Raw genomic sequence first — 11,509 nt, forward strand, 5'->3', positions numbered from 1 at the left:
AGTCCGCCCCGTTCGATCCACAGGGCGGCTGGGTAGGGTGCTGCGCATGGTTGCCGTCCGGCACGTCCAGATCTCCCCGTCGCCGCTCAGCGTCGACCGGGTGCTCGCGGCCGTCGCGGACGAGCGGGTCGGCGGGATCGGCCTCTTCGTGGGTACGGTCCGCCGGCGCGACGAGGGCCGCGAGGTGACCACCCTGGACTACACCGCACACCCGTCGGCGGAGGCGGTGCTGACCGACCTGATCAGCCGTACGGCAGCGGACCGCGGCGTGCTCACCGCGGCGGTGGAGCACCGGACCGGCCGGCTCGAGATCGGGGACGTGGCCGTGATCGTCGCGGTCGGTGCGGAGCACCGGGCCGAGGCGCTCGACGTGTGTCACGAGCTGATCGACCGGATCAAGGCCGAGGTCCCGATCTGGAAGGAACAGGAGTACGCGGCGGGCGACACCTCCTGGGTCGGCCTGGACGGCCGGAGCAGCGAGACCCCGTCGGCCGGAGTGGTCGGGTGACCAAGCAGACCTGGACGGCCTTCTGTTCTGCGGCCGTGTTCATCGCGTTGACGGCTCTGCTGGTGTTCGTACCGGCGCCGTTCGTGTCCTGGTCGCCGGGCGGGGTCCAGGACACCCTGGGCGAGGTCAACGGCACGCCGATCATCTCGATCAAGGACACCCCGACCTATCCGACCAGCGGCCGGCTCGACCTGACCACCGTGTCGGTGTCCCGGGTGGACGCCCGGGTCAGCCTGCCGGAGGCGGTGCTCTCGTACTGGCTGCCCGGCCGGGACGCGCTGCCGCGGGCCAGCGTCTACCGGGACGACACCTCGGTGGAGGAGTCCGAGCAGGAACAGAGCTTGAGCATGGAGACGGCGCAGCACGACGCGATCGTGGCGGCGCTGCGGGCGGCGAACCAGCCGGTGCGCCCGATGCCGGTGGTGTCCTCGGTGATCGTCGACGGCCCGGCCCATGATCGACTGCTGCCCGGCGACTTGATCATCTCCGTGGACGGCAAGCCGGTCAGCGAGGTCGACCAGGCCGGCGCGCTGATCAAGCAGCACCGGGTCGGCTACCGGGTGCCGTTCGAGGTGCTCCGTGATCATCGCAAGGTGAAGGTCGTCGTCCAGACGATCGAGTCGAAGATCGATCCCGGGGTGCCGATCGTCGGGATCACCATCGGGCTGGGCTATTCCTACGATCCGCAGATCGAGTTCGATCTTGGTGACCGGATCGGCGGGCCGAGCGCCGGGCTGGTGTTCGCGCTCGCGATCTACGACAAGATCACGCCGGGGGAGTTGTTCGCCGGCCGGCACATCGCCGGCACCGGAACGATCGACCCGGACGGCAACGTCGGCGCGATCGGCGGGCTGCAGGAGAAGATCACGGCGGCCGACAACGCCGGCGCGACGGTGTTCCTGGTGCCGGCGCCCAACTGCGCCGAACTGGCCGGTCTGCGGACCGACCTGGAGTTGATCAAGGTGACCACGGTGAAGGACGGCGTCGACTCGCTGAGCCGGCTGGACCGGCCGGAGACCCTGCCCCGATGTGGATGAACCCCGAGGCGGACGAGCACAGTGCGGATGAGGATCGGATGAGTACGGACAGTGAAGAGCCCGGCCAGGCCGACGAGGCACTGGTCGCGGCGTTGATCGAATTGGAACGGCATGTGGGGGAGGCCGGCTGGGACCAGCCACCCCGGCTGTTCGCCCTGGTCCGGACGGACGACGTGATCGCCGCGGAGCCGGCCCTGGTCGACCGGCTCGGTCTGCGCGGCAGCGCCGACGGAGCCCCGGAGGACGCGCTGACCGCGATCGAGCAAGATCATTTCCAGAGCACCGGCGATCTGGTGGCGGACCTGGCGCCGGTGATCTGGCCGGAGCCGGTGTTCGGCTGCGCGATCGCGGCGGAGCGGACGTTCCTGCCCGCTGCGGCCGAGGCGGAGCTGCCGGACGACCCGGACCAGGCCGCCGAATTCGTCAATCAACACCCGGACCGGCAGGATGTCCGGGTCGTGGTCGGAGTCGACCGGGCCGGACATCGGCACGGTGTGGCCCGGCTGACCTCGCGCCCGGAGGACCTGCTGGCGGCACCGGACCTGGTGCCCGGGCTGGGCGCGGCCCTAGCGCATACGCTGAACAGCGACGAGCCTGATGGTGAGGAGAGATCGTGAGTACGATTCGGCTGGGTCGGCCCAGGAGCGCCCTGCTGCCAACGCTGGTGATCGCAGCCGTGCTGGTGATCCTGTTCGCGATCTTCACCAACGTGTGGACCGACCGGCTCTGGTACGTCTCGTTCGACTTCGGCGGCGTCTTCAACACGATGTTGATCACCCGGATCGGGCTGTTCGCCTCGTTCGGGCTGATGATGGCGGCCGTGGTCGCGGCCAACGCGGCGGTGGCGTACCGGCTGCGGCCGCGGGTCCGCGGCGCGGGTCCGGCGAGCCCGTTGCTGGAGCGCTACCGGGAGGTGCTGGAGGCCCGGCTGGTCTGGGTGATCGTCGGGATCGGCGTCGTGGTCGGCCTGTTCGCCGGCGCCACCGCGAGCGGCCAGGTGTTCACCTATCTGGCCTGGCGCAACTCGACGCCGTTCGGCACCACCGACCCGGTGTTCAACCTCGACATCGGCTTCTACGTCTTCGACTACCCGTGGTGGCGGTTCGCGCTGTCGTTCGTGTTCGTGGCGCTGCTGTTCAGCGCCTCGGCGGCGGCCGTCATCCACTACCTGATGGGCGGGCTGCGGCTGACCGGTGCGGCCCGGGGCGGGTCGCCGGGCGCGCAGGCGCACCTGTCGATCCTGGTCGGCCTTGCGGTGCTGGCCCGCGGCGTCGGCTACTGGTTCGACCAGTACGGGCTGATGATCGCGGACGCGACGATCCTCACCGGCGTCAACTACACCGCCGACAACGCGACCCGTAACGCCGACGTGATCCTGGCGATCATCGCCGGGCTGTGTGCGTTGCTGTTCTTCGCCAACGCGGTGCTGCGCCGCTGGTCGGTGCCGATCATCGGGCTGACCCTGATGATCCTTTCGGCGATCATCCTCGGTGTGGTCTACCCGGCCGGTGTCCAGCTGCTCCAGGTCCGTGCGAACGAGCCGGTACGGGAGCGGCCGTACATCGAACGGAACATCGAGGCGACCCGTGCCGCGTACGGTGTGGACGACGTCGAGATCGCCGACTACTCGGCGAAGACGACGGCGACCGCGGGCCAGCTGCGCGCCGATGCGGAGGCGCTGCCGGGGATCCGGTTGATCGATCCGTCTCGCGTCGGCCCGGCGTTCGAACAGTTGCAGCAGGTCCGCGGCTACTACTCGTTCAGCGAGATCCTCGACGTCGACCGCTACACGATCGACGGCACCGAGACCGATGCCGTGGTCGCGGTCCGGGAGATGAACCACGAGGGCATCGAAGCCCAGAACTGGAACAACCTGAAGCGGGTCTACACGCACGGCTACGGACTGGTCGCCGCCTACGGCAACCGCCGGCAGCCGGGTGGGGAGCCGGAGTGGATCGTGCGGGACATCCCGCCGACCGGCAAGTTGACCGAGTACGAGCCGCGGATCTACTTCGGCGAGAAGCAGACGGACTACTCGATCGTCGGAGCCCCGGAGGGCGCGGCCCCCGTCGAGTTCGACACCCCGTCCGGCGGCGAGGGCGGAAACCCGGCGACGACCACGTACGAGGGCAAGGGCGGGGTGCCGATCGGCGATCTGGCGAATCGGCTCCTCTACGCCGCGAAGTTCGCCGACGTGAACATCCTGTTGTCCACCGAGCTGAACCCCGAGTCCAAGATCATCTACGACCGCAACCCGCGGGAACGGGTGATGAAGGCGGCGCCGTGGCTCCGGGTCGACAGCGACATGTACCCGGCGGTGGTCGACGGTCGGATCGTCTGGATCGCCGACGGCTACACGACGTCCAACTCGTATCCGTACAGCCAGCGCGTTTCGCTGGAGACGGCGACGTCGGACTCGCGGACGCAGATGGGGCTGCCGGCGCAGCCCGCGTCGATGATCAACTACATGCGGAACTCCGTGAAGGCGACCGTCGACGCCTACGACGGCACGGTGACGCTGTACACCTGGGACGACACCGATCCGGTTCTGCAGACCTGGAAGAAGGTCTTCCCGGGCATCGTCAAGGACAAGACGGAGATCTCGGCCGACCTGCTCAAGCACCTGCGCTACCCGCAGGACATGTACAAGGTGCAGCGCGAGATCCTGGCGCGCTACCACGTCACCGATCCGCAGAACTGGTACCAGAACTCGGATCTCTGGCGGGTTCCGGACGATCCGCAGCAGACGGGTTCGAAGGAGACGCCGAACTTCCTGTCGATCAAGTGGCCGGGTGACGAGTCGGCGGTGTTCTCGTTGACGTCGACCTATGTGCCGGAGGGGCGGCAGAACCTTGCCGCCTACATGGCGGTGAACGCCGACGCCAGCAGTCCGGACTACGGCCAGTTACGGATCCTGCGGATGTCCGCGCAGACCCAGATCGACGGTCCGGGCCAGACAGCGAACGTCTTCAACTCCAACGAAGTGGTCGCCGAACGATTGCGCCCGTTCCAACAGGGCACGGCGGCCGCCCAGTTCGGCAACCTGCTGACCCTTCCGGTCGGCGGCGGGCTGATGTACGTGCAGCCGGTCTACACCCAGCGGCAGGGCAGTACCGGTGCCTATCCGGTGTTGCGGTTCGTGCTGGTCCGGTTCGGTTCCTCGGTGGCGATCGGTGACACCCTCCAGGATGCTCTGGACCAGGTGTTCAAGGGCGACGCCGGTGCCAACACCGAGGAGGAGGGTGGCGACACACCGCCCAAGCCCGGCGGCGGCAACCCGGACAATCCGGCCGCCAGCGCGGCGATCGCGGCCGCGAGCAAGGCCTTCGAGGAGGCCGAGGCGGCGCTGAAGAAGGGTGATCTGGCCGGCTACCAGGCCAAGATCAGGGAGGCCCAGGAAGCGATCAAGCGGGCCGAGGACGCACTGAACAAGTAACACAGGCTGAGCCTGTCGGAGGGCCTCGTTCGAGGCTCCTCCGACAGGCTCAGTGCGTGTCGGGACCGGTGCCGATCAGTCGAAGTCGAACAGGTCGCCGAGGAAGCCGCCCTTGCGGCGCCGCCGGTGTCCCTGCGGATGGCCGCCGTAGCGGTAGTCCGGGGAATCGGGCGAGCCGGCGGAGCCGTAGCGGTAGCGCTGCTGCTGGTAACCCTGCTGCGGATACCCGACGCTCTCGTACGGGTCCGGCGGCGGGGGGACCGGCGGACGGACCGGCTGGGCCTGGGTCGGTGCGGTGGCCGGCGGGTCCTGTCGCGGCGCCGCTCCACCGCCGGCGTTGTCGCGCTCGATGATCTTGTCGAGCTCGCCGCGGTCGAGCCACACCCCGCGACAGGTCGGGCAGTAGTCGATCTCGATGCCTTGGCGCTCGGACATCTGCAGGACGGTCTGATCCACGGGACATTGCATGCGGACCAGGGTAGCCGCGGCTCCGGCAGGGGTCAGGGATGCTCGAGCACCACCAGGTCGTAGCCGAGGGCGCGGATCGGCTCGGCCAAGGTCTCCGCGTCGCCCGCGACGGCCAGGCTGAGCCGGTCCAGCTCGACGACCGAGCGGTAGCCGGCGGTGGCCGACTCCGGCGTCACCTGCCGCAGCGCGGCCAGGCTCCGGTTCAGATGATCATCGTCCAGCCCGGCCAACAGCTGGCTGCCGGCCTGGTCGGTGACCCCGTCGGCGGTGGCATAGCGCAGCGGCGACACCCCGGTGTAGTAGGCGACGGCGTCGCGTACTTCCTCGGCGGTGATCGGCTTCTCGGCCAGATCGAGCAGCTCGCGGCCCTCGGCCAGGGCCGCCGCGGCGACCTCGGTCCGGAACGCGCCCTGCATCGCGTACGACCCGGCCCGGCGCAGCGGTCCGAATGAGAGATGGACGCCGTAGGTGTAGCCGCGTTCCTCCCGCAGCACCGCGTTCAGCCGGGACAGGAACGCGCCGCCGACCGCGTAGCCGGCCACGGTGACATCGGCCCAGCGCGGGTCGGTCCGGTCGATCCCGAAGCCGCCCAGCCGCAGATCGGCCTGCACGGCACCGGGATGGTCGATGATCACCGCGCGCGGCGCGGCCGCCTGCGGCGCGCGATGCTCCGGCGCCGACGGCCCCGGCCCGGTTCCGGTCCAGGCACCGAACGCGCCGGTGATCATCGGCAGCGGGTCCTCGGGGAAGTCGCCGGCCAGCACCAGGGTGGCCCGGTCCGGCCGGAAATGATCTTGGTGGAAGGCCCGTACGGACTCGGCGGTCACCGCGGCCACGGTGTCCGGCACGCCGCTGTTCATCCGGCTGGCCCGGCTCTCCTGGGCGAACACGCCGGACCGGAACGCGACACTGGCCGACTGGGCCGGGTTGGCGTACACCTGGTCGATCTCGGCCAGTCGCAGCGTGACGTGCCGCTCGACGTCGCTGTCGGCGAAGGCCGGCTCGATGGCCGCCTCGGCGAACAGTTCGAGGGCCGGCCGGAGCCGGGACGCGGGGACGTCGAGCACCGCCTGCAGTCCGGCCAGCGACACGTCGACGCCGAACCCGGCCCCGAGCGTCTCCAGCTGTTCGGCGAACTCCTCGCCGCCGTGCCGGTGGGTGCCCTCGTCCAGGGTCCGGGCGCAGATGGTCGCGACGCCCTCGACGTCGCGCGGCTCGGTGTCCAGCGGGGCGTCGATCACCAGGTGGCCGGAGATCACGTGCTGGCCCGGCATCCGGTAGAGCGCCACGGCCAGCCCGTTGTCCAGCCGGTGCCGCTCCGGCGCCGGGAACAGCCATTCCCGCGGCGGCTCGATCGGGGGCTGGGGCAGCTGCGACGTCACTCGGACTCCTTGCGGTAGATCAGGGTGGCCCGATGATCGGGATCGAGCCGTTCGGTGAGTGCGGCCGCGATCTGATCATGGTCGATCGCGGTGAAGGTGGCCAGCCGGGAGTTGATCATGGTCGGGTCGCCGTGCAGGGTGGCGTACTCGCCGATCGTGTCCGCCCGGGAGTCGATCCGGGCCAGTTCGTTGAGCCAGTGCCGTTCGAACTGGGCCTTGGCCCGGCGGACCTCGATCTCGGTCGGCCCGTCGTTGCGGAGCTGGTGCACCTCGGCCAGCAGGGCCTCGGTCAGCTGTTCCGGCGTCACCCCGGACCGGGCCCGGGCATAGCAGAGGCCGATCGAGGTGCCGCCGATCAGCGGCATGGTCATCGCCGCCGCGCTCTCGGCGACCTCGGCGCCGCGGACCAGCGCCCGGTGCAGCCGGGAGGTCTGGCCGTGGCCGAGCACCGAGAGGGCCAGGTCGGCCGCGTCGAACTCCGGGGTGTCCCGGGTCGGCAGCCGCCAGGTCAGGTAGATCGCCTCGGCGGGCACCGCGGCCTTCGTCTCGGCCTGAGGCAGCCCGGTGATCACCGGCAGCGGGGTCGGGTCCGGGTCGGCCGGGGCGGGCCCGGACGCCAGGCCGCCGAAGTAGCGCTGGGCGCGTTCGAAGGCGTCCTCCGGATCAAGATCACCGGCGATGGTCAGCACGGCGTTGTTGGGCAGGTAGTGGGTGGCGAAGAACGCCCGGACGTCCTCCACGGTCGCTGCGTTGAGGTCGTCCATCGAGCCGATGGTGGTGTGGCCGTACGGGTGGTCGGCCGGGAAAGTCAGCTCGATCAGCCGCTGCATCGCGTCGCCGTACGGGACGTTGTCGTAGCGCTGCCGCTTCTCCTCCTTGACCACCTCGCGCTGGGTGTCCAGGTTCTCCTGGGTGAGCGCGTCCAGCAGCGTGCCGAGCCGGTCGGCCTCGAGCCACAGCGCCAGGTCGGCGCCGCCCGTCGGCAGCGTCTCGAAGTAGTTGGTCCGGTCCATCGACGTGGTCGCGTTGACCATCGCGCCGGCCGCCTGCATCAGCCCGATGTGCTGGCCGGCGGCGACGTTCGCCGAGCCCTGGAACATGATGTGCTCGAACAGGTGCGCGAACCCGGTCCGGCCCGGCTGCTCGTGCCGCGAGCCGACGTCGTACCAGAGATTGACCGCGACCGACGGTGCCCCGTGATCCGGGCTGGCGATCACCCGCAGGCCGTTGCCGAGCACGGTCTGCGAGATCGGGTACGACGTCGGCGACGGGTCCGGCTGGTCCGGGGGAGTGTCGGATGCGGGCGAGGTCATGCGGACCATCACAGCACATCGGACCAGGCCCGCAGAGCGGGCACCGTCGGTACGGTGGTGGAATGTTGATCGCGGAGAGGTTCCTGCTGCTCTGCGTCGACCAGGAGTCCGGCAAACGGATCGCCGGCCGGAGTCGCCTGGAGCCGGCCCTGCACGGCGCCGTCGCCGCCGAACTGGTGCTGCGTGGGCGGATCTCGATCACTCCGGACAGCGACGGGCTGCTGCGCCGCCGCCGGCTCGTCGTCGTCGACCCCGCGCCGACCGGAGACGCCGTGCTCGACCCGGTGCTGGCCGGGCTGGTGGCGAAGCCGGACCAGAAGATCGCCGACGCGATCAACCCGTTCCGGTTCCGCCCGCTGATCAAGGACCTGTCGGGGCAGCTGCTGAGCCGGCTGGTCGCGGCCGGCATCCTGGAACAGCGGGTCGACCGGGTGCTCGGCGTGTTCCCGGCGACGGCCTGGCCGACCCGGGATCCCCGGCCGGACCGGCTGACCCGGGAACGGCTGCACTACGCGCTGGTCGCCGACGGGCGACCCGATCCGGAGACCTCGGTGCTGGTGGCCCTGGCGCTGGCGGCCGGGCTGTTGATCAAGCTCGTGCCGACCGGCGACCGGGCCCGGCTGAAGGCGCGGGCGAAGGAACTGATCGACGCCGACCCGTTGGCCGCGCAGGTGCGGCAGGCGGTGTCCCAGGTGTACTCCCAGCAGGCGGCGGCCAGCGCATGATCACGGCCGGTCGAACCTGACGAAGCCGCGCAGCGTCCCGTCGCCGAGGTCGCGCAGCTCGGTGTAGCCGAGGCTCTCGTAGAAGGCGCGCTGGCCGGGCTCGTCGTCGGTGAGCAGGACCTTCTGCCGGACCCGGGCGTAGCGGTCCAGGACCGCCGTCACCAGGGCCCGGCCGATCCCGGACCGGCGCTCGTCGGGATGGACCAGAACATCTTGCAGGTAACAGATCGTGGCGTCGTCGGAGATCGCCCGGGCCAGCCCGACCAGCCGGCCAGCACGGCGGGCGGTGACCACGTGCGAGGAGTTCGCGACCGCCTGCCGCAGCAGGGCCGGGTCCGCGGTGTAGGCGGTCCAGCCGACGGCGGCGTACAAGATCATCAGTTCCTGCTCGTCGACCGCCGGCTCGGCGGCGATGACCAACGCGCCGGTCATGTGATCACCCCGGCCGCGCGCGCCGCGGCGGCGTAGTCCTCGGCCAGCGACGCGGTCGTCGCGTGCGCGTTCAGGCCGCTCGGGTTCGGCACCAGCCACAGCTCGGCTCCCGAGATCGGTTCCGGCTGCCGGCCGGCCCGGGCCTTGGCCCGGCCGAAGGCGATCCGGTACGCGGACAGTCCGGCGACGGCGACCACCCGGGGCCGGTGCTCGGCGATCACGTCGAGCAGCCGCTGCCGGCCGGCCCGCAGTTCCTCCGGCGTCAGCTCGTCGGCCCGCGCGGTGGCCCGCGGCACCAGGTTCGTGATCCCGATCCCGCGGGTGATCAGGTAGCGCCGGTCGTCGTCGGTCAGCCCGGCCGAGCGGTCAAGATCACGATCGACGATGCCGGCCAGCCGCAGTGCCGGATAGAACCGGTTGCCCGGGTGCGCGAAATGGGTCTGGGTCGCTGCGGTCCACAGGCCGGGATTGATGCCGACGAAGAGCAGCAGCACCCCGGGGCCGATCAGATCGGGGACGGTACGGTTTCGGTACGACTCCAGCTCGGCCCGGGTGAATCCCACCCCCGAATGTTAAGGCTCACAGAGGACATCATGTCGAACCAAGACCAACACCTCGTGCCCGCAGACCAGGTGATCACCGAGGATCAGGACTGGGGCCGCCTGGTCTGGATGGTGTCCGGCCGGCAGGGCAACTCGACCACGATGACGGTCGGCCGGTGCTACCTCGATCCCGGCCAGCAGAACCCGCGGCACTACCACCCGAACTGCGACGAGGTGCTACACGTGCTGCAGGGCCGGATCCTGCACAGCGTCGACGACGCGACGTTCGAGATGGGGCCGGGTGACACCGTGAGCATCCCGTCCGGCAAGGTGCACAACGCCCGCAACCTCGGCACCGAGCAGGCGATCTTCGTGATCTCCTTCTCCGACCCGGACCGGCAGACCGTCGGGGAGTGATCACAGGCCCTAGCGCGCCAGGAGCGCGGGGACCAGCTGCCGGACCCGAACGTCGAGTTCGGCCGCGGTCCGGTCGAACGCCTCTTGATCATCGGCGTCGGCCGGGTTGGCGATGCTCCAGTGCCGCAGCACCGGCCTCTTGGTGAAGTCGGGTAACTCCTCGCGCACCTTGTCGCACAGGCTGATCACGTGGTCCAGCCGGCGTCCGGCGAAGCGGTCCAGCGGCTGCGGCCGGTGACCGGTCAGGTCGAGACCGTACGGGCGCAAGGCCTTGACCGTGCGCGGATCGAGCGGGCGCGGCCGGCTGCCGGCGCTGTGCACCTGGACCCGGTCGCCGGCCTGGTGCCGGAGCAGGGCTGCGGCCATCGGCGAGCGGGCGCTGTTGCCGGTGCAGGTGAACAGGACCCGGACCGGAGCCCGGCGCCTTCCCCCGGTTCCGGGTTCGGCGAGCCGGAGCGAGGGGTGCAGTTCGGACCCGACGGCGGCCAGCGCCTCGGCACAGGCCTGCAGGTCCAGCCGGTAGTAGCTGTCCCGCCCGTCGAAGCTGCTCCTCCGTGCCTCGACCAGGCCGGCGCGCCGGAGCTGGCCCAGGTGGTAGGAGATCAGGTTCTGCGGTTCGCCGACCAGCTCGGTCAGCTCGCGGACCCGGCGGTCGCTCCGGCCCAGCGCGGTCAGCAGACTCCAGCGCAGCGGGTGGGCGACCAGGCCGAGGAACGGCGGTGGTGCGGCGGCCGGATCCATGTTGACACACTACATCAGCGGTGTTTGAATCAAATTGAATTGATCTATCAAGGGAGATGTCGATCATGGTCCAAGTGGCGGTCCGCTACATCGTGGACGACGTGGAGGCGGCGATCGCCTTCTACACGGGCAATCTCGGGTTCACCGTCGAGCTGCACCCGGCACCCGGCTTCGCCGCGCTGAGCCGCGGCGACCTCCGGCTGATGCTGTCCGAGCCGGTCGGCGCGGGTGGCGCGGCCCAGGTGATGCCGGACGGGCGCAAGCCCGAGCCGGGCGGCTGGAACCGGATCGTGATCACCACCGAGGATCTGGACGCCGAGGTGGAGCGGCTGCGCGCCACCGGCGCGTCCTTCCGGAACGAGATCGTGACCGGCTTCGGCGGCAAGCAGATCCTGCTCGAGGATCCGTCGGGCAACCCGATCGAACTGTCCGAGCCGAGGAAGCCGAACGGCTGAGCCGCCGACTCGCCGGGCCGGCTTTCCGCGGAACGGCCCGGGACCGGCTCCGG

General features: G+C 70.4%; 13 protein-coding genes. 7 read left to right on the forward strand and 6 right to left on the reverse strand.

Annotated elements, in window-relative coordinates:
* Positions 1-46: 46 nt before the first annotated feature.
* From ACFQU4_RS25215 to ACFQU4_RS25230, 4 genes are read left to right on the forward strand one after another with little or no spacing between them, the layout of a single operon-like run.
* Positions 47-508, forward strand: coding sequence for a molybdenum cofactor biosynthesis protein MoaE (locus ACFQU4_RS25215; protein ID WP_377497287.1), 462 nt, complete (start codon positions 47-49; stop codon positions 506-508).
* Entirely contained in the window at positions 505-1,545 is a 1,041-nt protein-coding gene (locus tag ACFQU4_RS25220; protein ID WP_377497289.1) for a PDZ domain-containing protein, read from the forward strand. Before ACFQU4_RS25215 ends, ACFQU4_RS25220 begins: the two co-directional genes overlap by 4 nt.
* Positions 1,546-1,583: 38 nt before the next feature.
* Positions 1,584-2,162, forward strand: a complete 579-nt coding sequence (locus tag ACFQU4_RS25225; protein WP_377497291.1) for a PPA1309 family protein — start codon at positions 1,584-1,586, stop codon at positions 2,160-2,162.
* Positions 2,159-4,981, forward strand: coding sequence for a UPF0182 family protein (locus ACFQU4_RS25230; protein WP_377497293.1), 2,823 nt, complete (start codon positions 2,159-2,161; stop codon positions 4,979-4,981). The genes ACFQU4_RS25225 and ACFQU4_RS25230 overlap by 4 nt, the downstream gene beginning before the upstream one ends.
* Before the next feature lie 75 nt (positions 4,982-5,056).
* Here ACFQU4_RS25230 and ACFQU4_RS25235 read toward each other — a convergent pair whose 3' ends face one another.
* From ACFQU4_RS25235 to ACFQU4_RS25245, 3 genes are read right to left on the reverse strand one after another with little or no spacing between them, the layout of a single operon-like run.
* Complete coding sequence (locus tag ACFQU4_RS25235; protein WP_377497295.1) at positions 5,057-5,449, reverse strand: zf-TFIIB domain-containing protein; 393 nt, start codon at positions 5,447-5,449, stop codon at positions 5,057-5,059.
* 32 nt (positions 5,450-5,481) lie between these two features.
* Positions 5,482-6,831 carry a M16 family metallopeptidase gene (locus ACFQU4_RS25240; protein ID WP_377497297.1) on the reverse strand — a complete coding sequence of 450 codons (1,350 nt, stop codon included), beginning with the start codon at positions 6,829-6,831 and terminating at the stop codon, positions 5,482-5,484.
* Positions 6,828-8,144, reverse strand: coding sequence for a M16 family metallopeptidase (locus ACFQU4_RS25245; RefSeq protein WP_377497299.1), 1,317 nt, complete (start codon positions 8,142-8,144; stop codon positions 6,828-6,830). The genes ACFQU4_RS25240 and ACFQU4_RS25245 overlap by 4 nt, the downstream gene beginning before the upstream one ends.
* 62 nt (positions 8,145-8,206) lie before the next feature.
* Here ACFQU4_RS25245 and ACFQU4_RS25250 point away from each other — a divergent pair, with 62 nt between their 5' ends.
* Positions 8,207-8,869, forward strand: coding sequence for a GPP34 family phosphoprotein (locus tag ACFQU4_RS25250; RefSeq protein ID WP_377497301.1), 663 nt, complete (start codon positions 8,207-8,209; stop codon positions 8,867-8,869).
* Here ACFQU4_RS25250 and ACFQU4_RS25255 read toward each other — a convergent pair whose 3' ends face one another.
* A complete protein-coding gene (locus ACFQU4_RS25255) occupies positions 8,870-9,301 on the reverse strand; it encodes a GNAT family N-acetyltransferase (protein ID WP_377497303.1) in 432 nt (143 codons plus the stop codon). It abuts the gene before it with no gap.
* Positions 9,298-9,864, reverse strand: a complete 567-nt coding sequence (locus ACFQU4_RS25260; RefSeq protein ID WP_377497305.1) for a mismatch-specific DNA-glycosylase — start codon at positions 9,862-9,864, stop codon at positions 9,298-9,300. The genes ACFQU4_RS25255 and ACFQU4_RS25260 overlap by 4 nt, the downstream gene beginning before the upstream one ends.
* Positions 9,865-9,894: 30 nt before the next feature.
* Here ACFQU4_RS25260 and ACFQU4_RS25265 point away from each other — a divergent pair, with 30 nt between their 5' ends.
* A complete protein-coding gene (locus ACFQU4_RS25265) occupies positions 9,895-10,260 on the forward strand; it encodes a cupin domain-containing protein (RefSeq protein WP_377497307.1) in 366 nt (121 codons plus the stop codon).
* Positions 10,261-10,269: 9 nt separating this feature from the next.
* On the opposite strand, the gene ACFQU4_RS25270 is transcribed toward ACFQU4_RS25265, so the two are convergent.
* Positions 10,270-11,001 (reverse strand): ArsR family transcriptional regulator, encoded by a 732-nt coding sequence (locus tag ACFQU4_RS25270; RefSeq protein ID WP_377497309.1) that lies wholly within the window; start codon positions 10,999-11,001, stop codon positions 10,270-10,272.
* Between the two features lie 65 nt (positions 11,002-11,066).
* On the opposite strand from ACFQU4_RS25270, the gene ACFQU4_RS25275 reads away from it, so the two are divergent.
* Entirely contained in the window at positions 11,067-11,456 is a 390-nt protein-coding gene (locus tag ACFQU4_RS25275; RefSeq protein ID WP_377497311.1) for a VOC family protein, read from the forward strand.
* Positions 11,457-11,509 lie beyond the last annotated feature (53 nt).

Origin of the sequence: Microlunatus sp. GCM10028923, from assembly GCF_042666975.1 — a bacterium.
Classification (GTDB): domain Bacteria; phylum Actinomycetota; class Actinomycetes; order Propionibacteriales; family Propionibacteriaceae; genus Microlunatus.

Excerpts from the sequence above, each read along its gene's own strand:
- ACFQU4_RS25215 (WP_377497287.1), top strand. The coding sequence starts at position 47 with ATGGTTGCCGTCCGGCACGTCCAGATCTCCCCGTCGCCGCTCAGCGTC.
- ACFQU4_RS25225 (WP_377497291.1), top strand. The coding sequence starts at position 1,584 with ATGAGTACGGACAGTGAAGAGCCCGGCCAGGCCGACGAGGCACTGGTC.
- ACFQU4_RS25235 (WP_377497295.1), bottom strand. The coding sequence starts at position 5,449 with ATGCAATGTCCCGTGGATCAGACCGTCCTGCAGATGTCCGAGCGCCAA.
- ACFQU4_RS25245 (WP_377497299.1), bottom strand. The coding sequence starts at position 8,144 with ATGACCTCGCCCGCATCCGACACTCCCCCGGACCAGCCGGACCCGTCG.
- ACFQU4_RS25250 (WP_377497301.1), top strand. The coding sequence starts at position 8,207 with ATGTTGATCGCGGAGAGGTTCCTGCTGCTCTGCGTCGACCAGGAGTCC.
- ACFQU4_RS25255 (WP_377497303.1), bottom strand. The coding sequence starts at position 9,301 with ATGACCGGCGCGTTGGTCATCGCCGCCGAGCCGGCGGTCGACGAGCAG.
- ACFQU4_RS25265 (WP_377497307.1), top strand. The coding sequence starts at position 9,895 with ATGTCGAACCAAGACCAACACCTCGTGCCCGCAGACCAGGTGATCACC.
- ACFQU4_RS25270 (WP_377497309.1), bottom strand. The coding sequence starts at position 11,001 with ATGGATCCGGCCGCCGCACCACCGCCGTTCCTCGGCCTGGTCGCCCAC.
- ACFQU4_RS25275 (WP_377497311.1), top strand. The coding sequence starts at position 11,067 with ATGGTCCAAGTGGCGGTCCGCTACATCGTGGACGACGTGGAGGCGGCG.